We start from the raw sequence: 24,879 nt of genomic DNA on the forward strand, positions 1-24,879 counted from the left end.
AATTCCGTCGCTTGTCACTTGGTCGCGTTCGCGGCCATTATTATTTCTGGAGCCGATAATGGCCAGTTTGGACGTATTCCATCAGGATGCCTTCTCGACCATCCAGCTCACCGCTGCGGTCGACAAATATCCGTTTCAGCCGGTGGGGCTCGGCGATCTCGACATCTTCGAGGACGAGCCGATCCGCAATACCGTGCTCGCTGTCGAACAGCGTCAGGGTCAGTTGATCCTGATTCCGACGTCGCCACGCGGTGCGGAAGGCACGCAGCGTGTCACCGAGCAACGCGCGGCCCGGTACTTCAAGGTGCCGCGTCTGATGCACGATGACACGATCTACGCAAACGAGATTCAGGATATTCGCGCGTTCGGCACGGAATCCGAACTCATGCAACTGCAGGCTGAACTCGCTCGTCGGGTTAGTGGCCCGACAGGCATCCTGCGCAACATCGAGTACACGTGGGAATTCCACCGGCTTGCCGCTGTCCAGGGCCAGCTGCTCGATGCAAACGGCTCGGTGATCTACAACTTCTTCGACGAGTTCGGCATCACGCCGGCGACTGAGGTGCCTTTCAATCTCACCGCCGGCACGGCCAACAGCATCCGTCCGATCTGTAACGGCATCCGACGCGCGATGATGCGCAAGGCGCAGGGTGCATGGCTGCCGACCACGAAGGTGTATGCGATGTGCGGCGACGCGTTCTACGACGATTTCGTCAATCACCCCGACGTGATCCGTACGTTCCTAAACTGGTCGGCCGCTGCGGATCTGCGCGACGACAGCCAGGGCGCCGCGTTCGATACCTTCAAGTTCGGCGGCATCTACTGGATGAACTACCGCGGCTCGGACGACAACACGACCATCAAGATCCCGGATGACAAGGTCAAGTTTTTCCCGGTCGGTGCACCCGGTGTCTTCCGCCGCGCGCTGGCGCCGGGCGAATCGTTCGAATGGGTCAATACGCCGGGCAAGCCCATGTACATGATCCCGATCATGGATCGTGACCGCAATGCCTGGTGGAAGGTCGAGGGTTACAGCTACCCGCTGCACATCTGCACGCGGCCGGAAATGCTGCAGAGCGGGCGCCTGGAATCCTGACGTGATCGACTTCGACGGAACGCTGAACGCCGCCATCAGCTCGGCGCTCGGCGATCAGGTTTCGCTCGTGTATTTCCTGCAGCCGGGTGTCGGCACGCCGGTACTCGGCATCTTCACGCTCATCACCGATCACACCTTCAACGAGGACGGCACGCCAGACGCGAACATCACCGTGGCGACGCTCGGCCTGCAGGTCTCGCAGTTGCCATCGATGCCGCGACAAAGCGACACCGTGCAGGTGGGGACCGCAACGTATGTGGTGAAGGATGCCGCGGTCGACGGGCTCGGGTGGGCATATCTCGACCTGGGTGCTCAATGACGACGTCACGTGATCTGCGTGAATTGGCCGTGCAGGGGCTTCTCGAACTGAACGCGACAGACGCGGGACCGAACGTCTATTCGCCTCGCACGTGGGCGACCTGGGACCAGACCTATCCGATGCTGCTCGTGCAGACACCGGATGAGGACGGGCAGTCCTGGGGACCGCACGGTCCGCCGGCGTTCACTGTGACGACTACGTTGCGCATCACGGCGCGTGCGCAGGCGCCGGCGAGAACGGACGATCAGGCGGGTGTGATCGTCGAGGAGCAGCTCGAGATACTGCGCGAGCAGATCAAGGCCGCGCTCGTGAATTACCCGCCGCTGATGTCGCTTCTTCAGCAATACCCATGGTTCCGATCGTCGATGCAGCCATCGGGTGAGGGCGCGAACCCCATTGGTCAGATGGTTCTGGATATCGGGCTCGAGTTCGTACAGGGACCGCACGACTTCTATCAGCCGCCGGCGGTGCCGCTGCAGGGTATCGACCTAACGGTTAAGGAACCGAACGGCACGACCGAGCCGGGTCTGACCATCAACCTTCCCCAGTAAAGGAAATACAATGTTTGTGAAACCCGCACCGGGCTTGCTTTTGCGCGACCCGGTCACGAAGCAGCTCCTGTCGGCCGCGCCGGTCGAGGGCGTGAAGACCACGGTCGTGCCCGCTGGAGGCATGCAGGTGGGAGATCACGACCTTTACTGGGTCCGCCGCGTCCGCGATGGCGACGCTGTGATGGTGACGCAGGAAGCGCCGGCAGTAGCAACCGGCGAGAGCGCATCCGAAGTTGTCACGGATGTCCTCAACGACGAAGCAAAGGGAGCCAACTAAATGGGCGACATCTCTTTCCCGAATATCCCGCAGAACATCCGCGTCCCGCTGTTCTACGCAGATATTGACCCGAGCAAGGCAAACACTGGCCAGCAGACCCAGCGGGCGCTGATCATCGGGCAGATTCTGTCGAGCGGCACTGGCACACCCAACACACCGCAGATCTGCCAGGGTGTCTCCGACGCGGCATCAGTCGGCGGCCAGGGATCGATGCTGGCAATGATGACCGCTGCCTATCGCAAGCGGGATACGTTTGGCGAGGTCTGGTACTTGCCGCTCGCCGATGATCCGTCTTCTGTCGCAGCTACTGGCAGTCTGAATTTCACCAGTGTGCCGACGGTGACCGGTGTCCTGTCGCTCTATGTTGCTGGTCGGATAGTTTCATTGGCGGTGACGCCGTCCATGACGGCCGCGCAAATCGCAACGGCCCTTGTCGCGCAGATCGGCACCTTGCCTCACCTTCCGGTGACGGCCGCGGTCGACGGCACGACGGCGACGAAGGCCAATCTGACGGCGAAGAACAAGGGGCTCGCCGGCAACGATATCGACCTTCAACTGAACTACGGTGGCACCGCCGCTGGCGAAGCAACGCCTGCGGGTTTGGCGGTGACGATCACGCCAATGTCCGGCGGCGCGACGAACCCGTCCACGCTGACGGCAGCGCTAGCGAACCTTGGCGATCGGGAATTCGATTTCATCGCGTTGCCGTACACGGACAGCGCGTCGCTGAATGCGATCAAGTCGTTCCTCAGCACGCAGACCGGTCGATGGAGTTGGAGCGAGCAGCTCTATGGCGGCGCATACGCCGCCTACCGCGGCACGCTCGGCGCGCTCACAACGTTCGGTGTGACGCGCAACGACGAACATGTGTCGATCATGGGCTTCAACGGATCGCCGACGCCATGTTGGGTCATTGCCGCGGATCTGACCGCCGCTGTCGCGGTTTCCGCACGCGCCGATCCGGCTCAGCCGCTGCAGACCGTGACGCTCGCCACCATGCGGGCTCCGCCGCTGCCCCTGCGTTTCGCGCTCACCGACCGCAACACTTTGCTGTATGACGGCATCTCGACGTTTTCGGTAGGTGACGACGGCACCGTCTCTATCGAGAATCTGATCACCACGTACCAGAAGAACAGCTTTGGTAATGCGGATGACAGCTATCTCGAAGTTGAGACGATGAACACCCTGACGTTCGTTCTCCGTGATCTGAAGTCGGTAGTCACGACGAAGTACGCGCGTAAAAAGCTCGCGGCAAACGGCACGCGCGTCGTGCCTGGTACGAACGTCGTCACGCCGAACATGATCCGCGCCGATCTGATTGCACGGTATAAGACGCTCGAGGAAAACGGCTATGTGCAGGGCAGTTCGGTGTTTGCGCAGGGTCTCATCGTCCAGCAGAACTCGCAGAATCCGAATCGCGTCGACGTGTTGTATCCGGCGATCCTGATCGATCAACTGCGCATCCTTGCGCTGCTGATGCAGTTCTCGAACATCGTGCCTGCAACCGCGAGCTAAACCCAGAACCTGACCGCAACTCCGGCCGCCGAGAGGCGGCTTTTCTCTTTTCTGGAGACCAGCAATGCCTTCTCCCACTGGGTTGCTCGCCGGCACTGCGTCGCTGTCGATCGATGGTACGACCTACATGATCACAGCTGACTTCAAGTACAAGCCGGCCAGCAAGAAACGAAAGACGCTCTCGGGCATGGATCGAGTTCACGGCTACGGGGAAGAAATTTCGCCGCCGTACATCTCTTTTAACCTGCGCGACTGGGGCGGCCTGACCGTCGCGGATATCGCCAAGATGACGGACGTTACCGTTATGGCTGAACTGGCCAACGGCAAGACGATCATCGGCCGTGACATGTGGACCGTCGAAGAACAGGAAGTCGATTCGACGGAAGCGAAGTTTGACGTTCGTCTGGAAGGTCCGGACGAATGCGTATCAGAAACCACTACGAGTTAAACGATGCCTCAACCTGAACAGAAACTTCTTCGGCTTCGCAATCCGATCACGCTGAAAGGCGACACCGTCACATACGACACCCTCGAGCTGCGCGAGCCGACGGTCGACGAGCTTGACCGAAGCGTCCAGACCGCGGGGTCCGGCTACGCCTCGAACGCTGCGCTTATCTCGATGGTCGCCGGCGTTCCACTCGCTGTCGTTCGCAAAATCGGCAAGACCGATTATGAGGAGGCGACTGCGTACCTCTCGGGTTTTTCCTGGACGCCCCCGCAGTCCGAGGAGAGCTCGGTCGAAGCGTCGCCGACCTGACGTACTTCTGGAAGTGGGGGCCAGACGACGCGCGGCGCATGCCGCTCAGTCGGTTCCAGTACTGGTTTGCGAACGCTAAGCGCTTGAAGGAATCTGGGGCAACCTGATGGCAAATGTATTCACGATCACGATCAGCGCGGTCGACCGGGCAACGGCTGTTGCGCAGAAGGTCAACCAGTCGATCGCGAAGATCACAAAGCCTATCAGTGACGTCAAGGCGTCAGTTTCGGCGTTCTCGAAAGAGACTGGACTCGACCAGCTCGGTAAGGGGCTCGGAAAGGTCGGCGGCTATGCCAGCGACGCCGCGCGCAAGATCGCGTCGATTGCACCGCCGCTCGCGGCGATCGCCGGCGCCGGCACCGTCGCTGGCATCGCGGCGTTTGCCCACAGCTGGGGACGCGCCGCGACGGAAATTGCCAACACCTCGAACGTCATCGGTATCTCGACGAACGATCTTCAGAAATACCGCGGCGCCGCGCGGCTCGCGGGTCTGTCGAATGAGGACATGACGAGCGGCTTGAAATCCATCGGGTCTGCGTTCGAAGCTGCTGCAGCCGGGCGCGATACGTTCACGGCCGGCGTGCTGAGCAGCAAACACATCGGGATCCATCGGCTGAAGGATGGCTCGGTCGATACGGTGCGCGCGCTGCACGATATCTCAAACGCCGCGTCCAAGATCACTAATGCGCAGGCGCGCTCGAAGTTCCTTGAGATCTTCGGCGTCGGCAATCTGGCGCCGTTGCTCTCAAAGGGCGGCGCGGCGATCGACGCGTATGTTGAGAAGTACGACAAGCTCAACGCCGCGATGTCGCCGGATGCGATTGCACAGGGGCAGAAGTTCAACGAAAGCATGGTTGCGCTCGATGCTTCGGTGGACAAGCTAAAGAACTCGATCGGTTCGTCGCTGGCGCCGGCGCTCGCCAAGCTCGCGGATCAGTTGCAGCCGATCGCCAACGAATACGGGCCGAAAATCGCGGCTTGGATCGGTGGTATCGACTGGGATAAGACGGCTTCCAGCATCGAGGCGGTGGTCGATAGCCTCGGCGGTTTCAAGACAATCGCAATCGGACTGGCGGCGCTCACGTTCGCCGGGCCGATCGCAAGCATCGCCACGCTGGTCGCCCAGGCGGCGCGCCTCGTCACTCTGCTCGGCACGATCGCGGCCACGACGGCACCGGGTGGCGTGGTAGCGCTGGGAGCCGCTAGTTATATCGCCGAATCGGCTCGACAGAAGGCCTTCGATAAGGCAATTCCGGCGGGCCCGAATCATGACCAGTACGTCGCGGATGCCGTCGCTGGCGGGATAGTCACACCTGACGTCCAGGGTCCGAAAGACGGTGGCCTCGGTGGCCGCGCATACAGGTGGGCCGCCAACCTGTTTCGTGGGAGCGCCGCAGGAAATCAGGCGACGGCCGGCATTGTCGACAAGTTCAAGGCGATGGGATGGACGGGAGCCCAAGCGGCGGGCATCGCGTCGAACCTGTATGCAGAGAGCAAGTTCGACCCGAATGCCGTCGGAGACAACGGTGAAGCGTTCGGTCTCGGGCAGTGGCACAAGGACCGGCAGGAAGCGTTCAAGAAGCGCTTCGGCATCGATATCCGCAAGTCAACGCTCGATCAGCAGTTGCAATTCGTCGACTACGAGCTGAGACAGGGCGGCGAACAGAAGGCAGGGAACGCGCTGGCGCAGGCGAGCAACGCGGCCGACGCCGGCGCAGTTGTGTCGCGCCTGTACGAACGCCCGGCCGATGCATATGGTGAAGCGCAGTACCGCGGCGAAGACGCGTCGAAGATTGATCAGGCCGTCAATGGGAAAGTCCACGTGCAAGTTGATCTGCACAATGCGCCGCCCGGAACGAAGGCCACCGTCAAGACGAAGGGGGCCACGAGCGCGAGCACGAACATCGGCACCTCCTCACTGATGGAACCTGCAATATGAGCGTGAACAGTCTGGTGACGTTTGCCGGAAGCGTCGGCGGCGTGGCTTCGGCAGCGAGCTCGCTCGCATCTATTCTGACGGGGCCTGGCGCGAATACCTGGTGGGGCTCGCTTCGACAGGCCTCCTTCGGTGGGGTGCCGTTTGCTGTTCTGGACAATCGCACGAAGTTCGGCGGCCGCAATGTAGTCCACCGTTATCCGTATCGTGATGACGTCTGGGTCGAGCCGATGGGAAAGCTCGCGAGAAGCTTCGATATCACGGGCTTTCTGATCGAGAACAGCCTGGTGTACGGCGGTGGTTCCGTCATTGGTCAGCGCGATCGGTTGATCGCAGCATGCGAAACCGCTGGCCCTCAAACGCTCGTGCATCCGACGTTCGGATCCGTTCAGAACGTCAGCTGTCTCGACTCGGAATGCAGCGAAAGCATCGCCCATGGTCGCGTGATCATGGTGCGACTGCGCTTCGTGCGCGGCGGCGCGCGGATCTATCCGAATGTCACGACCTCAACGCAAAGCGCGGTTGCTTCGGCTGCCTCCGGCGTGACCGGCGGCTCGCTTCTTGATTTTGCGCGCGCTGCGGCGACCGTAATACAGCAGGGCGCAGCAGTCGTTCGCACGGCGGTCGGCACGGCAATTTCGTGGTACCAGACGGCACTTGCTGCCATTCACGACGTCAAGCGCGTGATCAACGCGGTCTCAACGCTGGCAGGTAACTTTGGCGCTCTGTACGGGGGCGGCAACAGCGGCTATACCGGCTCAAACCAGACGGCTCCCGCCGGCACGACCGCTGCGCAACTGATCGAGGCCGATACGGCGCACGCGGCAGCCGTCGTCGCCGCTGGGACAGCGCTGCAGACAGCAGCTGCCAATGTGAGTGACACGGCCACCTTCGCCGCGTGCGCGCAGCAGCTCGTGACGGCGGTGCTCGCCACGGCGGCCAATCCCGCCGATGCGATCCGGCTCGCCAGCGGTATGGCGTCCTTTTCGCCGAGTGACGACTTCACGAGCTCCGTTATCGGCAGCTCGATGTCTTCGATGCAGACGAGTTGCGCCGCGCTCTTCCGTCGGTGTGCGCTGGCCGGCGTCGCACAGGCCTGTTCGACCTATCAGCCATCGTCCTACGACGACGCGACCACGCGGATCGAGAACGTGACAACGCTGCTCGATGCAGAGATAGAAAATGCCGGTGACGTTGGAGACGACGAGAGCTTTGCAGCACTGCGCGTGCTTCGTAACGCTGTCGTGACGGATCTTCAGTCCCGGGGTGGGGATCTCGCGCCGCTCCAGACGATGAGGTTCAACGCTCCGATGCCGGCGCTCGTTCTGGCCCACCGTATCTACGACGATGTCACGCGTGTGGACCAGCTCGTGCAACAGGTCCAGCCGATTCACCCCCTGTTTATGCCGATGACGTTTCAGGCACTCGCAAGCTGATCCATGGACGATGATCTGTATCTAAGCGTCGGGAATCAGACCGTCGGTGGCTGGACTGATATTCGCGTGACGCGCGGCATCGAGCGTTGTCCGTCGGATTTCTCCATTGGCCTGACCGAATCGTTCCCCGGCGAGCTCAGCGAGGTCGTCGTCCAGCCCGGCGATGAGTGCCAGGTGCAGATCGGGAGCGACCTCGTGATCACTGGCTACGTCGACCGGTACCGGCCCGGTTTTGATGCTGACGGTCATGCGATCCGCGCGACCGGCCGCGGCAAGTGTCAGGACCTCGTCGACTGCGCGGCGGTGTGGCCGAACGGGCAGATCAGTGGCACATCTGCACTCGACGTCGCTTCGAAATTGGCTGCCCACTACGGCATCGCCGTCACGTGCGACGTTAGCGACCTGATCGCAATTCCCCAGTTCAACATCTTCATCGGGGAAACGTCTTTCGAGATCATCGAGCGGATTAGCCGGTACAGCCAGTTGCTCGTCTACGATCAGCCGGACGGCAGTCTCAGGCTCACGCAGGCCGGCACCGTGCAGGCGGCCGGCGGCCTCAGCCAGGGCGTCAACGTGCAAAGCGCCTATATCGACTATGCAGCCGAGCAGCGGTTTTCGAAGTACACGGTTTTCACCCAGTCGGTGCTCACCTTCAGCGACGTGGGCGTCGGTCCTAACGTTATCGCCACGGTAGAAGACGTGGGCGTGAAGCGCGTGCGCGAGCATTACATCGTCGCGGAGGCGGTTCAGGGATATGCAGATCTCGCCACGCGGCGCGCGAACTGGGAAATGAATCGTCGCATCGGGCGCGCTGCGGTGGTCACGGTCGTGACAGATAGCTGGCGGGATGCAGCCGGCGCGCTCTGGACGCCGAACACCCTCGTGGCCATCTCGCTGCCCAAGCTGAAGCTCGAGAACGAGGTCTGGCTGATTGGCGAAGTGACTTACATGCGCTCCGAAGAGGAGGGCACCACCGCGGAGCTGACGATCATGAGGCCTTCAGCGTATCTGCCCGAGCCGGTGGCGCTGCAGCCGATGTTCGTCGACGCGAGTGTTCCGCCGGGGGCGCGATGAGTGGATCGAATGGGATTCTGAACAGACTCGCGCGTCGGGTTCTGCTGCTGTTTGGCCGCGGCCGCGTGATGACTGCGAACGACGATGGTCCCGTCCAGCTCGCGCAGGTGCAAATCAACGAGCTCGAGACGATCGACAACCTGCGTCGGCTTGCCGAGTTCGGTTTCACGTCCATGCTGCCGCGCGACTCCGACGTCGCGATCGCCTTCATCGGTGGTGACCGTAGCAACGGCGTAATCGTCGCGTCGAACCACCAGCCGTCGCGGCCTACAGGCCTGCAGGCGGGCGAAACAATGATCTACACGCTGGACGGCAAGCAGATCTATCTGACGGCCTCCGGCGGCATCCTCGTGAAAGCGAATGGGCAACCCGTTGAGATCGACGGCGCGACGACAGTCACGATCAATGCGGCCACGAAGATCCGCGCGGTTACGCCGCGCCTCGAATGTACCGGCGACATCATCGACAACTGCGATACGCAAACTAGCACGCTCGCGGAGCTGCGTACGGCGCACGATGGCCACGATCACCAGGTCGTCAACGTGCAAACGGGCGGTAGCACGATCACGACGTCTACACCGAATCTCATCGAATGAGCGACATCAAGATTGTCTGGGACGCTGCAAACGCACGCGGCGACTGGTCCCTCATCGCCGGCGATATCGCAACGGGCGGTGACCTCGAGACGGCGTTGCTCTTCAGCCTTTTCACCGATCGCGAGGCCGCGCCCGACGACGTGATACCGGACGGATCGAGCGATCGCCGCGGATGGTGGGGCGATGACGGCGTTGACGATGGCACCGGACCGACCGGCTCACGACTGTGGCTGCTCTCCCGTAGAACCTCACCTACGGACAAGACGCTGACGGATGCCTATGACTATGTGGTCGAGGCGATCCAGTGGCTCATCGATACAAACGTCGTGTCGCAGTTCGACGTTATTACCCAATGGGTCAAATCGGACATGCTCGGAATTTCCATCACCGCCTATGCGCCTGACGGCAGCGCGCCGCAGACGTTCAACTGGGCCTGGAGTGGGGTGAGCTGATGCCATATTCACGTCCTACGCTTACCGCGCTTCGTACGCAGATCTGGTCCGACATCACTGGCGCGGCTGGCCTTGTCGTGTCGCTTTTGCAGAAGGCCGTCCTCAAGATAGTCGGGTCGGCGCTCGCCGCGCTCGTTTTCGGGCTCTATGGCTATCTGGACTGGATTGCGAAGCAGGCTGTCCCCTTCACGTCGACGGATGAGTTTCTAGCCGGGTGGGGCGCGCTGAAGAACACGTACCTCCTGGCCGCGACGCAAACGGTCCTGACCGTGCAGTTCACCGGGGCAAACGCCACGCGACTTCCGGGTGCCACCGGTGTGAACCGGGGCGATGGCTTTGCCTACACCACGAACAGCGACGCTGACGTCAGCGGCACGACCGTCACGGTCAACATCACGGCAGTGACGGCGGGCAGTGCCGGCAACTGCGACGTCGGCACGGCTGTCGTACTTGCAAGCGCGGTGCCAGGTATTCAGTCGACTGGCACGGTGACGGCTGTGGTCACGTCCGGCGCCGACGTCGAGACGCAGGATGATTTCCGCGATCGCGTGATGCTCGCGTTCCAGAAGCCGGTGCAGGGCGGTGATCAGGACGACTATGTCGAATGGGCGCGCGACGTCGCGGGCGTGACTCGGGCATGGTGTTCTCCGAACGGATTCGGGCCGGGCACAGTCGTCGTCTATTTCATGATGGACGCCGCCGAGGCGGCGCACGCTGGATTTCCGCAGGGCACGAACGGCGTCTCCCAATATGACCAGGGGCCCGGCGGCGCGCCTCGCGATACGCCGGCGACCGGTGATCAGTTGACCGTGGCGAACGCGATCATCACTGAACAACCGGTAACCGCGCTCGTCTATCTCTGCGCGCCGGTGCAAAACCAGATCGGCTTCACGATCGGCGGCCTAAGCGGGGCTTCGAGCGCTACCCAGGCTGCGATCGAAGCCGCGCTCTCCGACCTGATGATCCGGGAGGGAGCGCCGGCGGGCGAGATCGACCTCTCTGACGTCAATTCGGCGATCGGCTCGGTACCCGGATCAGCCGGTTATCTGATCAATGCCATCACGAGCACGGTGGGCGGCGTCACCACGACCTATCCCGCGAATACAAACATCACCAACGGCACCGGCCAGCTGCCCGTGCTCGGCGCCGTCGCTCTCGTCTAGCCCATGCCAGCTCCGAACTATAGTGCCGCGGATTATCTGCGCGCTCTGCAGACGCATCTTCCGCGCGGCCGCGTCTGGCCGCGAGATCCGGACGCGCAGCAGACCGCGATCCTGTCTGGATTCACGCCGGTTTTTGCTCAGTTGAACGCGCGCGCGAACAATCTTCTCGTCGACGCGTTTCCGTCGACCACCTACGAGCTGTTGCCGGAGTGGGAGGCGACGCTCGGGCTTCCCGATCCGTGCGCCGGCGAGGCGCCGACCACTCAGCAACGCGTAGCACAGGTCGTTGCGCGCCTGACAGCCACGGGCGGCCAGTCCATCGCGTACTACACAGCCGTCGCGGCGGCGCTGGGATACGCAATCACGATCACGCAGTTTGTGCCGTCCAGGTTCGGCAAGAACTTCGGAACGCTCTTTGGCGGGACGGCCTGGGCGTTTGCCTGGCAGGTCAACGCACCGACCTTCACGATTTCCACCTTGCAGTTTGGCGGCGCGTTCGGCACGCCTTTCGCCTCATGGGGCAACAACGTTCTGCAATGCGAGTTGCAGCGCTTCGCCCCGGCACACACGACAGTTCTCTTTTCCTACTCCTGAGGTCTTCATGGATCGATTAATCGCGCCGAACTCGGTCATTGCAGCACAAGCGGATGCGGCGCCGGCGACAGGGACGCCGCAGTTTGCAACGGACGGCAATCCGGCGACTAATACCCCGGCTACGCAATGGCCGGCGTATCAGTACAACGCGCTTCAGGAAGAGCTCATTGCAATTCTGGTTGCAGCTGGCGTTACGCCAGACCGAACGCAAAACAATCAGATCAACGCAGCGTTGCGCAAGATGTACACGCCTGTAATTGGGTTCGCTCGCAATGTATCGGCCTTTCTCGGCACGACCGGTCCGACTGTGACCTTCAACGCCGACGAGATCGTCGTCAAAGCGGCACTCGGCGGACAGTCTTACATGCTCAGTCCGTTCAGTAAGGCCGTTTCACTTGGTGGCACTGGCATCGGAGGCGTTGTTGGCACTGCGCCCGCAGCCAACGGATTCGCAGCGGTCTATGCAGCTTACGGCTTGGTGGCGGGCGCCGGCATCTTTGTGACCGATGCGACAGCAGCGAAGGCATCGGAAGTGGCCGGCGTGACACTTCCATCTGGATACACAGCGTCGGCGCTGATCGGCATCGTTCCGATGGGCACAACGACGGCCAACTTCGCGCCGTTTTTGCTGATGGATCGGAAGGTGGATTGGGGTGGCGGCAATTTGCTGACCAGTTCCACATTTGTCGGCGGCCCTACGGCACGGCCGTCGACAGCATTCATTCCGCTAAATGCTCGCTTTATTAGCGGCTTCAATCAAGTTGGCAGCACGACGGCCAGTGCGGTATCGCAAGTCATTACGCCTACCTCGATCGCCGGAGCCGGTGGACAGTACAACACGGTCAATATTCAGTCTGGTGCCTCACAGGCCATTCCGTTCCGGGTTGCGGTTGTTACTCCACAGACGATCTATCAGCAGTCGTCGAACAGCGCCGGTACGCCCGGATTCACTATCTCCACTAACTCTTTCGAGTTTTGATCGATGAACATTTTTGTGCAATTTACGGATTCGAGCAAAACGACGATCTGCGGCGTCTTTAGCTGCGCGCAGCCTGATGATGTAGTGCCGGTTCAAGGCGTGCTAGATGCATCCGACCCAAGGTATAAGGCATGGTGGGAAGCGCTATTGCCCGGCACCATGACTGGAAATCTCCCCGTTCCAACTGCATAAGTTACGTGCTAGCTATAATGTGGCTCCTTCCTCAGGGCTGCATCCAGATGGCAGAGCGCGACCAAAGCATAGACGTCCTGCGGGGCATTGGCATCATCTTCGTTGTGGCTGGCCACGCGGGCAGCGGGACGGGACTCGCAGCATTCTCACCCTACTCGTTTCACATGCCCCTCTTCTTTTTTCTGTCAGGGCTTTTTTTCAGCGAGGGCGCGCCCGAGAGATTCGGCGCATCGGTGTTTAAGGGAGTGAGGTCGTTGCTGTTGCCGACGACGCTTTGTTTTATCGGATATGCACTCATTAGCCAAGTCTTGGGGGCATTCGGCTTCACCGGACTGTCTAGGCCACTGTCGCTGCGAGACATTTTCTTCGATCAATTCTTTGGTTCCGGCGCGTACCGCTTCACTTCGCCATATTGGTTCATCCCGGTTTTGTTCTTCGCCCGACTGTATTTTTGCGTTGTCCACGCGCAGCTCGCTATCTTCGCTCAGCGCGTCCTGGGATGCAGAGAAAAGGCGCTTCACGCGCTGTTCGGGTTGGGCTACCTGTTGGCAGCGCTAGCGGCTGTTCATGCGTGCCGCCGTATGTATCAATTCGGTGACATTCAGTGGAGCATCATCATTCCGCTGAGAATCGTATTCGGCGCATTTTTCTACTACCTCGGCTACTTGTGTGCCACCTACCGCGTGAATCGCGCGCTAACGAGCATCATTATGCTTGCCGTGATTTATGTGGCTGGCCAGCAGTTGACGACCACCGGGAAGGTGCTCGATTTCTGGATGCAGATAATGAAGTTTGAGACGACGATCCTTCCGATCGTCACGAGTATTCTCGGGATTGGCTTTTTCTATGGCGCTGCGATCCTTGTATCTGGCAATAGGGCCGCTCGCGTCGTTGCTTTCGTTGGGAAGAACGGGATGCCGATCGTACTGCACCAGTTGTTCGGCTTCTTCCTGGTCAACGCCGCATTGTGCGCGCTCGGCATCATTCAGCCGGCGACCGTCGTGAACCAGTACTATCAGTGGCATCCGGAGCACATGTGGTTCGTCTACGTGCTCGCTGGGTTGTCGGTTCCGATCCTGCTCGACAAATATCTGATCGTGCCCACGGTGACTCTTGCACTATCAAGAGCGAGTCGCCGTAGACACACTCCGACGTAGGCCGCCCTCAGAACCGATACTTCGCCATCAGCATGTGCGTGCCCTGCCAGATGGGCTGGTAGGGATTGCTCGCCCTTCCGTTGATCTTATTCGCGAAGTACTGGTAGGCGACTGAAATGTTGCCGCGCGCGACTGATGCGCCGACCACATATCCCACCAGCCACTGAGGCTTGTAATCGACGTGAATATTTCGCGGCGCGGCACCAGCTTCTGGAACCCAGTTGATGACGTCTTCGCTCCATGTTGAGCGATGCAGATAGGGGCCGGCTTCGATGCCAAATCGCCATTCGCGATAGTCATAGTGCGGCTCGACGGTCAGCATGAACCCTTGATCGTGGCCGCTGCCGATGAAGCGGCTCAGGTTGTTGCATGGACCGCTGCAGGGATCAGACTTGTTGACGCCTACGAGATCCGGCCCAACCCAGCGGCCGGACGTCGTGTTCGTGTTTGCGGACGGCACAAGCGCGTTGGTATGGACGGTGCCGAGCCATGCCCAGCCCAAATGCCAATCGACGCCCCAGGATTCTCGCTGGATGATCGGCCCGGTGAAGCCGATTTCGAACGATGGGGCGGTGAGATTGAGGCTGTGCGAGAAGCCCTGTTGATACCAGAGGCCGTCTGGGCCATTGCGGTACGCAGCGCCGCCGATCCCGGCCTCGAAGTGGATGTAGTCGGTGATGTTGTCCGCGTGCGCGCTTGCTGCTGCACAGCCGAGCGACATTGCTACGGCTGCTGCTCGCCATCGAGCTCCGGGGAGTCGGCGCTCAAGTCGATCGTTGCTCCGACTCGGCGCATGCGTTGTAGCACTCGCTCGATCGTTTCGTTGTCGAGTTCCAATTGGGCCATTGCGAAGAAGAGGGGGAGTGGACTGATGCCTTGAGGATCGCCCCCGCCGGTGTACTTGCGCCAGTGTCGTCCGCCCGATAGTCCGAACAGTCTGGCCATCTGCGCGCTGCTGAGGCCCAACTCGTCCTTGAGACGAGCCAGGTCGTCCGGCGACGGCGGTTGATATTGCATGACGTGTGATTCCAGCGCCGATCGCGGCGTGACGAAAGCGGTCCATGATTTTCCTCATCGGATGTGGGCCGCGCGATTGCGCAGCCGCTAGTCGACAAGGTAGGCCTAATCGGCCTAGGCGTCAAGCATGGGAGCAACGATTCGATAAACAGCCGCCTGTGAACTGCACCCCAAAAGTTGGACACCAATCCAACCTTTGGGGTGTTTTTCATGGCGAAGTACAGTGAGCAGTTAAAGCTGAAGCTGGTTAAGCAATACCTGGCTGGCGTCGCCGGTGCAGGTGTAATTGCACAGCGGTACGGTGTGGGTCCCTCTGTTTTGCGGCACTGGGTGGCGACTTACGAGCAGCATGGCCGTGATGGATTACGCAAGAAATTCAGTCACTACGACGCGCAGTTCAGGATGTCGGTCCTCACTCATATGTGGCGCAAGGATCTGTCGTGTCGGCAAGTGGCTGTGGTGTTCGACATTCGCAACCCCAGTTGTGTAGGGAAATGGGAACGCCGGTATCATGAGGGCGGTATGGATGCTCTGGCGCCCCGCCCACGAGGGCGCCCCAAAACAATGACCCACCCGACACCCGAACAGCCGACCGGAGAGAGTGCGCCGGATGAGCGCACACGTGAGCAGTTGCTCAAGGAAAACGAGTACCTGCGCGCGGAGGTGGCGTACCTAAAAAAGCTCGATGCCCTGCTTCAGGCGAAGAAGCAGGGCGCGCAAAAGAAAAAGCGCAAATAGTGCAGGAACTGCGGCAGCACCATGCGACGCTGGCCTTGCTCAAGGCTGCGGGTCTGGCGCGCAGCACGTTCTACTATCAGTTGAAGGTGATGGACGGCGTCGACCGGCACAAGGACCTCAAAGCCAGGATCAAGACGGTGTATGAGCGCCACAAGGGCCGTTATGGCTACCGGCGCATCACCCTTGAGATCCGGAAGGCGGGTCAGCTGGTCAACCACAAGACAGTGCAATGTCTGATGGGAAAACTGAACCTGAAATCGCTGGTGCGCGCGAAGAAATACCGCTCATGGCGCGGCGAAGTCGGGCGTATCGCACCGAATCTGCTGAACCGCGAGTTCAGCGCGTCGCAGCCCAATCAGAAATGGGTGACGGACGTGACGGAGTTCAACGTGCTCGGACAGAAACTGTATCTCTCGCCGATCATGGATCTGTATAACAACGAAATCGTGGCTTACCAGATGAACACGCGTCCGGTCTTTGAAATGGTGAACGGCATGCTCAGGAAAGCACTGGCGAAACTGGGAGACGAGGACAGGCCATTGCTGCATTCGGATCAGGGCTGGCAGTACCAGATGCGCGCTTATCGAAGGCTGCTGGATCAACACGGCCTGACGCAGAGTATGTCGCGCAGGGCAAACTGCTACGACAATGCGGCAATGGAAAGCTTCTTCGGCACGCTCAAATCCGAGTTCTTTCTTCTGAACAGGTTCGAGAGTATTGAGGCGTTAAAGGCGGGTATCAGACAGTACATCCGTTACTACAACCACAAACGCATCACGTTGAAACTGAACGGCCTGAGTCCTGTGATGTACAGGACCCAGGCCTGCCGGCCCTAGCCGAAAACTGTCCAACTTTGCGGGGTCAGTTCACTGGGAGCGGCTTTTTTTATTTCCGGGGATTCATGGAAGACAACGCGATGAGCCTGAGCGATGACGAACTATCCAGCCTCACTCACGGGGACCAGTGGAAGCGGAACGTCGACAAACAATTCCAAGCGTTAAACCTTAGACAGAGCAATACGGATGTCGAGATGGCGAACATCAAAAACGATGTCGCCGAAAACACAGCGCTGACCCGCCAGATTGCGGACGATACGAAAGCGATGCGCGACGCCTGGGCCGACGGCGTCGCAATGAAACGCTTTTTTTGCAGGCTAGCCGACGCATGGACTTTCCTGTTGCGCAAGGTCTTTCTTCCCGGGCTGGTCACAGTGCTGGTCCTGGTGATCGTGAAGGCCATTCTGTGGGGCGCGAAGATCCCGGAGTGGGCAAGTGCGATCTTCAAACTGATGGGGTAGGGTCGCACGCATATCGGCCGCTGGTCACGCAATTTCCTTGTTTCTAATCCGCGCACGGATCGTCGCGCTGGAGATCCCTATGTCACCCGAAACGCTCGCTGCGGCGCTGCAGATTCAGCTCGCCCGCGCTTCCCTATGGGCCGATCCGCTATCGGCCGCTATGGCGCTGTATTCGATCGATACGCCGGTGCGCCAGGCCGCCTTTCTTGCGCAGTGCGGCCACGAGTGCGGCCGCTTCCAGTGGCTCCGCGAACTCTGGGGTCCCACGGCCGAGCAGAAGCTATATGAACCGTTCACGCCGAAGTCGCGCGCGCTGGGTAACACGACGGCTGGCGACGGTTTCCGATATCGCGGCGGCGGTCTCATTGGCATCACCGGCCGCTACAACTTTCGCGTGATGGGGCAGAAGATCGGCTTCGACCTCGAGGGCAACCCCGAACTCATCGTACGGCCCGACGTGGCATCGCTCGCGTCGGCGCAATTTTGGACAGACCGCAGTTTCAACGCATACGCCGACGCGAGCGAGTTTTTGACGCTGAGCCGCGCCATCAACATCGGCAACCCGAACAGCACGGCGACGCCGAACGGCATGGATGATCGCGAGCAGCTCTGGACGAGCTGTAAAGACGCGCTCGGCGTCGCTTAGCCGCCGCGCGGCATTTTCACCGGACTCGTCGATGACAAGCACAGACACCTCGCGAATCGCAATTTTCCCTATCACGCTAAAGCAGGGCGCGGATCTGAAGATCTCGATGGTATGGGCGGACGATCAAGGCAATCCGATCGACCTGACGCACTATTCGATGCGCCTGCAAATACGCACGATTGGGCTGGGCCCGACGCCGCTGATTACGCTCGACAGCGGGTCGCAGAGCGGCAGCCGCATTGTCCTCGGGGGCACATCTGGCGAGATTGATCTTGTCTTCGCACGCGCTGACACTGCTTTGATTTCGCCGACAGGACTCCCGCTTCCAGGGACGAATCTGCGTGGACCCGGAATTTTTCAGATCGGCGTGCATGACCTGCAATACGTCGATCCGAATGCCGACATCGGTTATCTCTTCGCCGGCCCAGGCTACCTCGAGCCGAGAGTGACCATATGAGCTCACTGACGATAACGATAAACGGGGCGGTTCAGGTCCTGCAGGTCGGTTCGCTTGGCGCCGGCGCAAGCGCGCAGATTGCACAGGCGGTCTCGGCGGCCGCGGCGAGCGCGGAGCAAGCCGCCGCGTACGCGGCCGAACTCCCTTCATTGGTGGTTCAGCAGTCGGCCACCTTCGCTTCGTTGCCCGCCAATCCAGTGGGCCTTTTTCTCGTGCTCGCTGACGAGACGAAGGGCGGTGCACCGCAAATCTATCTTTTCACCGCATCGCACCGTTACTGGGTGGCGATGGTTCAGGACGCGTAAAAGATGACAGCATTCTTTCCCTCAGGCGCGCCCAATCAATCGGCATCGGGTACGCTGTCTACGGTCAACTCGGCGGTAACGCTCGCCACCGATACGCTTGGGTCGGTTGACTTCGCTCTCGCGGGCTCCCCAGTCGGCGCAACGGTCGCGTTTGAGGCGACCTCTGACGGTACGAACTGGGTTGCGTCTAAGGCGTATCCGAAAGGCGGCACTGGCGCGGCCGGCAGCACGACTGCAGCTGCGGCCGGCGTCTATAACGTTTCGGCCGGCGGTGCGAAGCAGGTTCGCGCGCGGCTGAGCGCTATCACCTCGGGCTCGTTCACCGTCGTCGCAAACGGGACCGCAGCGCCAGCGCATGTTGGCGTAAAGAACGGCAATGCCGCAGACCTCCAGGTCACAAGCACCCCGGTACCGGCCAGCGCCACGCCTGACCGCTCTGGAACAATCAATGGCGCAGTTAGCGGGGCGGCCATTGCTGCGGGTGGATCTGGCTATGCGGTTGGAAACACCATTACGCTGGCAAACGGGATCGTGCTCACCGTTGCCACGGTCAACGGCAGCGCGGTCGCGACAGTCGCGCTTACAACGCCGGGAAACGTCTCCTACGCAAACGTGCAGGCGATGACGAATCCGGTCGCCCAGGCGTCGTCTAGCGGATCTGGCACCGGCGCCACTTTCATCCTGACATGGGTCGGAGTTGCCACTCTGTTCGCAGCGGCGAACGCTTCGCGCAAGTCCCTTGAAATCATCAATCCCGGCACGTTGCCTCTCTATGCCGCAACGACGATAAACAATCCCGCACAGGGAGTTCCTGGCAGCATCCCGATCGCCGCCGGCGGGTCATGGCAGCCGCCGATTCCTCATCAGGGCGCGGTGTACGTTTATGGATCAGTGGCTGGGCAGCCCGTAACAATGTTCGAGGGCTGACCGATGCTGAACACACCGCTAATACAGACGACGACCGCGTCTCGACGTCACTCGTTCATCACGGCCGTTGAGTCCCTGTCGCAAGCCAATAATCCGGCGGGCCTGACATTTCGCGCCGCGCACTCCTTCCTGAAACCGCCCTCACAAGTGCGGCTCGTGTTCTACAACAATCAGTCCGTTGCAGTGAACTTCGCGCAGACGGGCGCGGCTACATGCAAGTCATACAACGCCAGTTTGTCACCCGCAACGTCGACGGAATGGACGGCAGGCGGCGCATGCAACGTGCCGCCAACGCAAGGCGTGAACCAACCGTCAATGTTTGTCGGCCCATGGATTCCGGTGTATCCGCAGGAATCGGTGGACGATCCGGGAACGTTCCCGGTCATGGTGTACGCCTACCTTGATCCGTCGCAGGCCAATTACTCGAACAACAGCTATGACCTCTCGTGGATGGAGTCCGAGGCCAAGGCAAGCGGCGGTTACTGGGCGCAGCGAAATCAGTCAGGTGATCAGGCGACGAACCCCGGCACGTTTTCGAGCTCGACGATCCAGTTGCGCGGTGCGATCGCCGGCATCGAGGCGCTTTGTGAAACGCAGAGCGGCGTCAGTTTCATGCTGGGCGGCGACAGCATCGCGGCCGGCGCGGGGCAAACATTGCTCGGCAAGACGGACGTCTATCGCGCAATGCAGGCAATCAATCTGACGAAGCCGACGCTACCTCTAGGCTATATCGCGGCGGGCTGGGGCGGCCAGAACTCGGCGACCTACCTTGCGCGCATGCTTTACATGCTGCCGATCATCAAGCCCGATGTGCTTGTGCTTACGGTCGGAACACCGAATGACGGCGTGCCTTCCTTGCCCGGTCAACGCTCCAATCGTTTCCTGATTGATCAAGTGACCGCGCTCGCACTGAGCCTCGGGATTCGTGTTCTGTTGCGCGGATGGGCGCCGCACTCGGTAGTCGCCGACAACTGGCAACAAGGCACGCTGACGGCGACGCCTACAGGAACGGTCCCGGGCGACGTCTACCGGCAGGATCAGAACCTGCGCATGTCCCGGCTCGATGGCATAAGCAATCTCACGTGGTCACTCGGCATGGCCGGATTGGGCGACGGCGCAAGACCGGAGCGTTATTTGACGATCTATACCACCGATACGAATCACCCGAACGATGTCGGCTGGCCAAAGGCCGCAACTATCATCCAGCCAGACATGCAACGCATGCTAGGAGGCTTCAAATGAGCACCGTCGAATTGGGATCGAGCATCGCGATTCGCGTCGATGCAAATACGGTTGCATTGGGCATCGTAGGCAGCGTTCACGATGACGGCACCGTCGACGGGCTCATGTATGCACCCGGCGCCGCGCCGACCAGCTTTTCAGGTTTGCAGGTTTCGGACACAGCCAGCGTGGTGATCGGGGCCGCGTGGTCGCCTCCGGACGGTTTGACGTAACACGTTTGCGCTGAGTCTCATCACCCCACATGACCGCCTTCGGGCGGTTTTGTCGTTTACCGACTGCATTCACTTCGCCGCAATCGTGTGGCATTACCTAGGAGAGCATCTTGAATTCGACTCAGTTATTGAAGTTCGCGGCTGCCGTGCTTCTGTTCGGCGCATGGCTCGCGCTTGTGGTCATCGGTAAAGCGCCCGCTGATCAGCTCATTGGCGCTATCGCGCTGACGATTACCGGACTCGGGATCCACGGCGCCACGATGTCGACGCCTGGCGTCACGCTTTCCGGAGGTGCCTCGAGCGCGGAGGCGTTTTTGCAGCCCGCCGTGATCGACCCTCCTGCCGTAGCTGTTTCTTCGCCGGCAGCAACTGCGCCAGCGGCGACTGCGCAGGCGTCGGCGGCAACGCCAGCGACGCTGCAGTGATTCGCGTCGCGATCGCGCTGACCGCATGCGCGGCCCTGCAGGGTTGCGCATCGCTCTGGTACGCCGGTACCGCGCGCTATGACATCGAGCCAATCATCAACTCGAGCGGCGTGGCCACCAGCTGCTGCGTCCTGAAGGTCTGGAACGGCAAACAGATGGCCACGGTCGACGCGACCTTCACGCGCACGGCCGCCGGCGACTACAGCATCTCGCTCCGGGAGACCGACGTACAGGCCTTCCAGGGGCAAGCAACCGCCGCAGCCGCGGCATCAGACGTCGCAGCGGCGGCCGCTTCGGCAGCCGTTACGGCAATCAAAACCCTCAAGTAAGAGATCCCTCATGAAACGTTTATCCATGCTGCTTGCGGCAGGCCTCGTCGCGGCTGTCGCCCTCGTTGGTTGTTCTTCCACGCCTACCGAGAAGCCTTCCGATCCTACCCAGACGCCGGCGCAGATTCTTGCCGCGGTCAAGGCGAACGTGACGAAGGCGTGCAACATTGCGCAGCCCACGCTCGCATCCGTTAAGGCCATGACGCCGACGAGCGCAACTGGCCAGCAGGCGGTGCTCGCTAAGCTGACTGGCGGCGCGAGCGATATCTGCTCGGCCAACGCGGCGGCGGATCCGTCGAGCGTCCAGAACTTCGTACAGTCGATCGTCCCCGATGCGATCGCCGCGCTCGAGCAGTTGAAGGCCGGCGCCGACTCCGTAACCGCCGCGAAGTATCAGACGTGGCAGATCGCGATTATCGCGTTTCAGACGACGCTGTCGGCCGCGATCCAGCAATACGGCACGTCGACGGCACCAACGTCGCCGGCGCCCGTGGCGGCGAGCGGGACGGTCGCATCATGAGCAATCGGATCCGCGTCGCGTTGAGCGGATCCGGCTTTCGCCTCGGCGCGCACCTTGGCGCGCTGCAGGCGATCGTCGACGCTGGATTCGACGTGGTCGAGCTGGCCGGGACGTCCGGCGGCTCGATCGTCGCTTCGATGTTTGCCGGCGGCATGAAGCTCGCGGACATGCACGAGCTGTGCATGCAGATGGACTGGTCTCCGATGATGCGGTTCTCGCCTTGGGCGGTGGTGCGCCATCAGTCCCTGTGCACCGGCACCGCTCTGCAAGCCTTCCTCGAGCAAAGCACGCGAGGCAAGACGTTCGCCGATACGGCGATCGATCTGAAGGTCATCGCGGCTGATCTGCTGACCGAAAGGGAATTCCTGTTCAGCCGGCAAACCACGCCGAACGTGCCGATCGCGGTGGCGGCGCGTGCGAGCGCATCAATCCCGATCGTGTTTCCGCCGGTCGCATGTTCCGGCGCATTACTCGTCGACGGGGGCACCTGCGATAACGTGCCGGCGAGTGATCTGACCGTCGACGACGTGCCGCGGGTTGGGATTTACCTCGTGTCGGATGACACGCCGCTCCGGCCGGGCAACTATGGCTTGAGCACGCTGGCGCCGCGGATCATTGACTTGATGCTCGCCGCCAACGAGGCGGCGCACGTCGAGCTCGACACGAAGAACGGCGCGACCATCGTGCGCGTGTCCACCGGCTATGCGAGTTCGTTTGATCGAAACATGCCAGCAGCGGTACGTCAGAGGCTCTATGACGACGGCTATTCAGCAGCGAAGACTGCGCTCGAGACAGTCTGTGTAATGGGATATCCGCCGGCGTAGCCAGTCGGGCAGCGTATCCTGTGCCTGCAGCGCGAACAGCCGGCGGTGCTCTGCCCGAAAGGCGGCCGCCGGCGCTGCGAAGGTCATCCCTTCCACTGTGCACATCAACTATCCCGCCTCGCTAGTCGGGAATTGATTTAGCCGGTCCCGCAACTCAGGCCTGACGCTGAATTTCGGTTCCGCTGTCCACTCTGACAGATACTCCTCCCAATCTTTCCAGAGGCCATTGTCAAGGTCGAACTCATAGTCGATTAGGTCGGTATCGTCATCCAGATAGCAGTAGACGACCCGCTGCCCATCCCAATAGGCAATGGCGTTGTCCGTCAAATCCGCGGATGTGCATGGCATTAGATCGCGAAGAAACTCTGCCAGTTGGGTTTTGAATTGATCGATGGTCAATTGCATGCTCGCTCCTGTTGATTTGAAGAGCAAGCCGCAATCAGTGGGCCTGATGAATAGGTGACCGGCGGGCTCGGCTTTGGGTACAACTTTCCTTCGCGCCGCTGGCGCACATCAATCTCTCCGGCCGTTCTTCCGCCATTCGTCAAGGCGGCGCATCGTTGCCTCGATCCTCTTTTCCTGCCTCGGCGTGCGCGGATCCGTCAAGCACGGCTCCTCATCCAGTTCCCGCTCGAAGCACTCCCACACAGTTCCGGCCACGTACGCACTGCCGTGCTTGCCAATCATCCGGCGGATCTGGTCCGCGCGAAGGATCGTCGATCGCAGACGATGGATCTCCTGAAGCGGGCGAAGCACGGTCTCGGTCGGCTCGCGATCGTAAATCTCGGCCAGGTCGGCGGCGGTTAAAGGGCGGCGGTGGCGCATGGCAGAACGACAAAATACTGTATGGATGAACAGTATAGCGCCGCTTCGAAAACCGCCTTTTATTCCCGAAATGGACTTTCCTGAGTCCGTTTAAATCATGTCTAATTTCGGAACGGGCGCCCGGAGAACCGCATAAAACCGTGAGGTCAAACCTATTTTTTGTTCCGAATCCTGAAGGCAGGATGCTTGCTGGTAAAGGCTCGACGCGGTTTTGACGGCTGGATTGTGATTCCTGTTGTCGTGGGTTCGAGCCCCATCAGCCACCCCAAAGAATTCAGGCAGTAAAAGTTTTGCGAACGGCGTTGTGAGAAATCACAGCGCCGTTTTTATTTTGGGTTTGCGATTTCAACGCCCACGGCCGCCACCGCCGCTGCTCCACGAACTTCCCCCGCCGCTAGCGCTGCTGCCGCCGTGAGATCCGCCATATCCGCCGCCATGCCAGCCGCCACCGCCACCGCCGTGCCACCCATGGCCGCCATGCCAATACCCGCCGCCGTGATAACAGCAGGATCCACCCCAGCCGCCATAGATGCCGACGCTGCCATAAACCGGCGCATACGGTGGCCCGTACGCATAGCCATAGCCAGGGTAATAAGGTTGCGCGTAGCCATAGTCGTATCCCGGTGCGACCACGCATCCGGTCAAACTGGCCGTCACCGCCAACAGTGCCATTGATGCAATGAGCCTGCTCACGATTTTCTCCTTCGTATGTGATTGAGAAAAAACGCACGCTCAAGAGTTCAGCAGCATTTGTGTCCGCAAATTACGGCTTGCGCATGCGATGGCGCGTCGATCGGACACGCATGGCGATCGAAGGCCATGGCAGTGAGGCGCGGCGACAAGCTTTCCAAACCTTACCCCTACACCGCGCTGTAACAGTTAGTTAAATTTTCGAAACGAAACTGTAGGGCGCGGCTGTTAAGTTCCCTTCAGACAATTACCTTCGACTCCCGACCGTGTGCCGCTTGCCGGGCTGGATGAAAAGATCGCACTCGCTTACTGTCAGGACCGCTCGATGCGA

General features: G+C 60.8%; 33 protein-coding genes. 28 read left to right on the plus strand and 5 right to left on the minus strand.

What is annotated here, in order from left to right; translation table 11 throughout:
* Nucleotides 1-58 precede the first annotated feature (58 nt).
* The 16 genes from HF916_RS36275 (at nt 59) to HF916_RS36350 (ending at nt 14,094) form a co-directional block, all read left to right on the plus strand.
* Nucleotides 59-1,096, plus strand: coding sequence for a major capsid protein (locus HF916_RS36275; RefSeq protein ID WP_168793595.1), 1,038 nt, complete (start codon nt 59-61; stop codon nt 1,094-1,096).
* Between the two features lies 1 nt (nt 1,097).
* Nucleotides 1,098-1,415, plus strand: coding sequence for a head-tail joining protein (locus HF916_RS36280; RefSeq protein WP_168793596.1), 318 nt, complete (start codon nt 1,098-1,100; stop codon nt 1,413-1,415).
* On the plus strand, nt 1,412-1,966 hold the full coding sequence (locus tag HF916_RS36285) for a hypothetical protein (protein WP_168793597.1): 555 nt from the start codon (nt 1,412-1,414) through the stop codon (nt 1,964-1,966). The genes HF916_RS36280 and HF916_RS36285 overlap by 4 nt, the downstream gene beginning before the upstream one ends.
* A gap of 10 nt (nt 1,967-1,976) precedes the next feature.
* Entirely contained in the window at nt 1,977-2,243 is a 267-nt protein-coding gene (locus tag HF916_RS36290) for a DUF2635 domain-containing protein (RefSeq protein WP_168793598.1), read from the plus strand.
* Nucleotides 2,244-3,758, plus strand: coding sequence for a phage tail sheath subtilisin-like domain-containing protein (locus HF916_RS36295; RefSeq protein WP_168793599.1), 1,515 nt, complete (start codon nt 2,244-2,246; stop codon nt 3,756-3,758).
* Between the two features lie 64 nt (nt 3,759-3,822).
* On the plus strand, nt 3,823-4,206 hold the full coding sequence (locus HF916_RS36300) for a phage tail tube protein (RefSeq protein ID WP_168793600.1): 384 nt from the start codon (nt 3,823-3,825) through the stop codon (nt 4,204-4,206).
* 3 nt (nt 4,207-4,209) lie between these two features.
* Nucleotides 4,210-4,515: a phage tail assembly protein gene (locus tag HF916_RS36305; protein WP_168793601.1), complete on the plus strand. Its 306-nt coding sequence runs from the start codon at nt 4,210-4,212 to the stop codon at nt 4,513-4,515.
* Between the two features lie 106 nt (nt 4,516-4,621).
* A complete protein-coding gene (locus tag HF916_RS36310; RefSeq protein ID WP_168793602.1) occupies nt 4,622-6,454 on the plus strand; it encodes a phage tail tip lysozyme in 1,833 nt (610 codons plus the stop codon).
* Nucleotides 6,451-7,887, plus strand: a complete 1,437-nt coding sequence (locus HF916_RS36315) for a DNA circularization protein (RefSeq protein WP_168793603.1) — start codon at nt 6,451-6,453, stop codon at nt 7,885-7,887. Before HF916_RS36310 ends, HF916_RS36315 begins: the two co-directional genes overlap by 4 nt.
* Before the next feature lie 66 nt (nt 7,888-7,953).
* Nucleotides 7,954-8,961: a phage baseplate assembly protein gene (locus HF916_RS36320; RefSeq protein WP_240975823.1), complete on the plus strand. Its 1,008-nt coding sequence runs from the start codon at nt 7,954-7,956 to the stop codon at nt 8,959-8,961.
* Nucleotides 8,958-9,557, plus strand: coding sequence for a phage baseplate assembly protein V (locus tag HF916_RS36325; protein WP_168793605.1), 600 nt, complete (start codon nt 8,958-8,960; stop codon nt 9,555-9,557). The genes HF916_RS36320 and HF916_RS36325 overlap by 4 nt, the downstream gene beginning before the upstream one ends.
* On the plus strand, nt 9,554-10,009 hold the full coding sequence (locus HF916_RS36330) for a phage GP46 family protein (RefSeq protein WP_168793606.1): 456 nt from the start codon (nt 9,554-9,556) through the stop codon (nt 10,007-10,009). The genes HF916_RS36325 and HF916_RS36330 overlap by 4 nt, the downstream gene beginning before the upstream one ends.
* Nucleotides 10,009-11,172 (plus strand): baseplate J/gp47 family protein, encoded by a 1,164-nt coding sequence (locus HF916_RS36335; protein ID WP_168793607.1) that lies wholly within the window; start codon nt 10,009-10,011, stop codon nt 11,170-11,172. The genes HF916_RS36330 and HF916_RS36335 overlap by 1 nt, the downstream gene beginning before the upstream one ends.
* Before the next feature lie 3 nt (nt 11,173-11,175).
* Complete coding sequence (locus tag HF916_RS36340; RefSeq protein WP_168793608.1) at nt 11,176-11,766, plus strand: YmfQ family protein; 591 nt, start codon at nt 11,176-11,178, stop codon at nt 11,764-11,766.
* A 7-nt stretch (nt 11,767-11,773) separates the two neighbouring features.
* Nucleotides 11,774-12,745, plus strand: a complete 972-nt coding sequence (locus HF916_RS36345; protein WP_168793609.1) for a hypothetical protein — start codon at nt 11,774-11,776, stop codon at nt 12,743-12,745.
* 239 nt (nt 12,746-12,984) lie between these two features.
* On the plus strand, nt 12,985-14,094 hold the full coding sequence (locus HF916_RS36350; RefSeq protein ID WP_168793610.1) for an acyltransferase family protein: 1,110 nt from the start codon (nt 12,985-12,987) through the stop codon (nt 14,092-14,094).
* 7 nt (nt 14,095-14,101) lie between these two features.
* Here HF916_RS36350 and HF916_RS36355 read toward each other — a convergent pair whose 3' ends face one another.
* Together HF916_RS36355 and HF916_RS36360 are read right to left on the minus strand one after the other, a co-directional pair.
* Nucleotides 14,102-14,815: a hypothetical protein gene (locus HF916_RS36355; RefSeq protein ID WP_168793611.1), complete on the minus strand. Its 714-nt coding sequence runs from the start codon at nt 14,813-14,815 to the stop codon at nt 14,102-14,104.
* Nucleotides 14,816-14,817: 2 nt separating this feature from the next.
* Complete coding sequence (locus tag HF916_RS36360; protein ID WP_168793612.1) at nt 14,818-15,111, minus strand: XRE family transcriptional regulator; 294 nt, start codon at nt 15,109-15,111, stop codon at nt 14,818-14,820.
* 210 nt (nt 15,112-15,321) lie between these two features.
* Between HF916_RS36360 and HF916_RS36365 the strand changes: the two genes are divergently transcribed.
* The 12 genes from HF916_RS36365 to HF916_RS51575 all read left to right on the plus strand — a co-directional run bounded on the left by HF916_RS36365 (nt 15,322) and on the right by HF916_RS51575 (nt 23,033).
* A protein-coding gene (locus HF916_RS36365; RefSeq protein ID WP_168789116.1) for an IS3 family transposase occupies nt 15,322-16,685 on the plus strand; the annotation gives its coding sequence in 2 pieces (ribosomal slippage) (nt 15,322-15,784 and nt 15,784-16,685; 1,365 coding nt in all).
* A gap of 65 nt (nt 16,686-16,750) precedes the next feature.
* A complete protein-coding gene (locus HF916_RS36370; RefSeq protein ID WP_168793613.1) occupies nt 16,751-17,146 on the plus strand; it encodes a hypothetical protein in 396 nt (131 codons plus the stop codon).
* A gap of 79 nt (nt 17,147-17,225) precedes the next feature.
* Nucleotides 17,226-17,792 carry a glycoside hydrolase family 19 protein gene (locus HF916_RS36375; protein ID WP_168793614.1) on the plus strand — a complete coding sequence of 189 codons (567 nt, stop codon included), beginning with the start codon at nt 17,226-17,228 and terminating at the stop codon, nt 17,790-17,792.
* Between the two features lie 106 nt (nt 17,793-17,898).
* Nucleotides 17,899-18,249: a hypothetical protein gene (locus tag HF916_RS36380; protein ID WP_168793615.1), complete on the plus strand. Its 351-nt coding sequence runs from the start codon at nt 17,899-17,901 to the stop codon at nt 18,247-18,249.
* A complete protein-coding gene (locus HF916_RS36385; protein ID WP_168793616.1) occupies nt 18,246-18,554 on the plus strand; it encodes a hypothetical protein in 309 nt (102 codons plus the stop codon). The genes HF916_RS36380 and HF916_RS36385 overlap by 4 nt, the downstream gene beginning before the upstream one ends.
* 3 nt (nt 18,555-18,557) lie before the next feature.
* On the plus strand, nt 18,558-19,481 hold the full coding sequence (locus HF916_RS36390; protein WP_168793617.1) for a hypothetical protein: 924 nt from the start codon (nt 18,558-18,560) through the stop codon (nt 19,479-19,481).
* A gap of 3 nt (nt 19,482-19,484) precedes the next feature.
* Complete coding sequence (locus HF916_RS36395; RefSeq protein WP_168793618.1) at nt 19,485-20,723, plus strand: SGNH/GDSL hydrolase family protein; 1,239 nt, start codon at nt 19,485-19,487, stop codon at nt 20,721-20,723.
* Entirely contained in the window at nt 20,720-20,935 is a 216-nt protein-coding gene (locus HF916_RS36400; RefSeq protein ID WP_168793619.1) for a hypothetical protein, read from the plus strand. The genes HF916_RS36395 and HF916_RS36400 overlap by 4 nt, the downstream gene beginning before the upstream one ends.
* A gap of 110 nt (nt 20,936-21,045) precedes the next feature.
* A complete protein-coding gene (locus tag HF916_RS36405; protein ID WP_168793620.1) occupies nt 21,046-21,360 on the plus strand; it encodes a hypothetical protein in 315 nt (104 codons plus the stop codon).
* Nucleotides 21,357-21,689, plus strand: coding sequence for a hypothetical protein (locus HF916_RS36410; RefSeq protein WP_168793621.1), 333 nt, complete (start codon nt 21,357-21,359; stop codon nt 21,687-21,689). Before HF916_RS36405 ends, HF916_RS36410 begins: the two co-directional genes overlap by 4 nt.
* A gap of 10 nt (nt 21,690-21,699) precedes the next feature.
* Nucleotides 21,700-22,209: a hypothetical protein gene (locus tag HF916_RS36415; protein WP_168793622.1), complete on the plus strand. Its 510-nt coding sequence runs from the start codon at nt 21,700-21,702 to the stop codon at nt 22,207-22,209.
* A complete protein-coding gene (locus tag HF916_RS51575; RefSeq protein WP_168793623.1) occupies nt 22,206-23,033 on the plus strand; it encodes a patatin-like phospholipase family protein in 828 nt (275 codons plus the stop codon). Before HF916_RS36415 ends, HF916_RS51575 begins: the two co-directional genes overlap by 4 nt.
* 108 nt (nt 23,034-23,141) lie before the next feature.
* On the opposite strand, the gene HF916_RS36425 is transcribed toward HF916_RS51575, so the two are convergent.
* The 3 genes from HF916_RS36425 to HF916_RS36435 form a co-directional block, all read right to left on the minus strand.
* Nucleotides 23,142-23,438 (minus strand): hypothetical protein, encoded by a 297-nt coding sequence (locus tag HF916_RS36425; protein ID WP_168793624.1) that lies wholly within the window; start codon nt 23,436-23,438, stop codon nt 23,142-23,144.
* Between the two features lie 108 nt (nt 23,439-23,546).
* On the minus strand, nt 23,547-23,858 hold the full coding sequence (locus tag HF916_RS36430) for a hypothetical protein (RefSeq protein WP_168793625.1): 312 nt from the start codon (nt 23,856-23,858) through the stop codon (nt 23,547-23,549).
* A 345-nt stretch (nt 23,859-24,203) separates the two neighbouring features.
* Nucleotides 24,204-24,551: a hypothetical protein gene (locus HF916_RS36435; protein WP_168793626.1), complete on the minus strand. Its 348-nt coding sequence runs from the start codon at nt 24,549-24,551 to the stop codon at nt 24,204-24,206.
* Nucleotides 24,552-24,879: the final 328 nt, after the last annotated feature.

This window comes from Paraburkholderia aromaticivorans (genome assembly GCF_012689525.1).
Taxonomy (GTDB): domain Bacteria; phylum Pseudomonadota; class Gammaproteobacteria; order Burkholderiales; family Burkholderiaceae; genus Paraburkholderia; species Paraburkholderia aromaticivorans_A.

Coding starts and splice junctions, on each gene's coding strand:
- HF916_RS36335 (WP_168793607.1), top strand. CDS start 10,009: ATGCCATATTCACGTCCTACGCTTACCGCGCTTCGTACGCAGATCTGG.
- HF916_RS36315 (WP_168793603.1), top strand. CDS start 6,451: ATGAGCGTGAACAGTCTGGTGACGTTTGCCGGAAGCGTCGGCGGCGTG.
- HF916_RS36345 (WP_168793609.1), top strand. CDS start 11,774: ATGGATCGATTAATCGCGCCGAACTCGGTCATTGCAGCACAAGCGGAT.
- HF916_RS36370 (WP_168793613.1), top strand. CDS start 16,751: ATGGAAGACAACGCGATGAGCCTGAGCGATGACGAACTATCCAGCCTC.
- HF916_RS36290 (WP_168793598.1), top strand. CDS start 1,977: ATGTTTGTGAAACCCGCACCGGGCTTGCTTTTGCGCGACCCGGTCACG.
- HF916_RS36415 (WP_168793622.1), top strand. CDS start 21,700: ATGAAACGTTTATCCATGCTGCTTGCGGCAGGCCTCGTCGCGGCTGTC.
- HF916_RS36275 (WP_168793595.1), top strand. CDS start 59: ATGGCCAGTTTGGACGTATTCCATCAGGATGCCTTCTCGACCATCCAG.
- HF916_RS36375 (WP_168793614.1), top strand. CDS start 17,226: ATGTCACCCGAAACGCTCGCTGCGGCGCTGCAGATTCAGCTCGCCCGC.
- HF916_RS36295 (WP_168793599.1), top strand. CDS start 2,244: ATGGGCGACATCTCTTTCCCGAATATCCCGCAGAACATCCGCGTCCCG.
- HF916_RS36355 (WP_168793611.1), bottom strand. CDS start 14,815: ATGTCGCTCGGCTGTGCAGCAGCAAGCGCGCACGCGGACAACATCACC.
- HF916_RS36350 (WP_168793610.1), top strand. CDS start 12,985: ATGGCAGAGCGCGACCAAAGCATAGACGTCCTGCGGGGCATTGGCATC.
- HF916_RS36340 (WP_168793608.1), top strand. CDS start 11,176: ATGCCAGCTCCGAACTATAGTGCCGCGGATTATCTGCGCGCTCTGCAG.
- HF916_RS36325 (WP_168793605.1), top strand. CDS start 8,958: ATGAGTGGATCGAATGGGATTCTGAACAGACTCGCGCGTCGGGTTCTG.
- HF916_RS36385 (WP_168793616.1), top strand. CDS start 18,246: ATGAGCTCACTGACGATAACGATAAACGGGGCGGTTCAGGTCCTGCAG.
- HF916_RS36300 (WP_168793600.1), top strand. CDS start 3,823: ATGCCTTCTCCCACTGGGTTGCTCGCCGGCACTGCGTCGCTGTCGATC.
- HF916_RS36400 (WP_168793619.1), top strand. CDS start 20,720: ATGAGCACCGTCGAATTGGGATCGAGCATCGCGATTCGCGTCGATGCA.
- HF916_RS36285 (WP_168793597.1), top strand. CDS start 1,412: ATGACGACGTCACGTGATCTGCGTGAATTGGCCGTGCAGGGGCTTCTC.
- HF916_RS36310 (WP_168793602.1), top strand. CDS start 4,622: ATGGCAAATGTATTCACGATCACGATCAGCGCGGTCGACCGGGCAACG.
- HF916_RS36380 (WP_168793615.1), top strand. CDS start 17,899: ATGGTATGGGCGGACGATCAAGGCAATCCGATCGACCTGACGCACTAT.
- HF916_RS36330 (WP_168793606.1), top strand. CDS start 9,554: ATGAGCGACATCAAGATTGTCTGGGACGCTGCAAACGCACGCGGCGAC.
- HF916_RS36425 (WP_168793624.1), bottom strand. CDS start 23,438: ATGCAATTGACCATCGATCAATTCAAAACCCAACTGGCAGAGTTTCTT.
- HF916_RS36305 (WP_168793601.1), top strand. CDS start 4,210: ATGCCTCAACCTGAACAGAAACTTCTTCGGCTTCGCAATCCGATCACG.
- HF916_RS51575 (WP_168793623.1), top strand. CDS start 22,206: ATGAGCAATCGGATCCGCGTCGCGTTGAGCGGATCCGGCTTTCGCCTC.
- HF916_RS36430 (WP_168793625.1), bottom strand. CDS start 23,858: ATGCGCCACCGCCGCCCTTTAACCGCCGCCGACCTGGCCGAGATTTAC.
- HF916_RS36395 (WP_168793618.1), top strand. CDS start 19,485: ATGCTGAACACACCGCTAATACAGACGACGACCGCGTCTCGACGTCAC.
- HF916_RS36360 (WP_168793612.1), bottom strand. CDS start 15,111: ATGCAATATCAACCGCCGTCGCCGGACGACCTGGCTCGTCTCAAGGAC.
- HF916_RS36390 (WP_168793617.1), top strand. CDS start 18,558: ATGACAGCATTCTTTCCCTCAGGCGCGCCCAATCAATCGGCATCGGGT.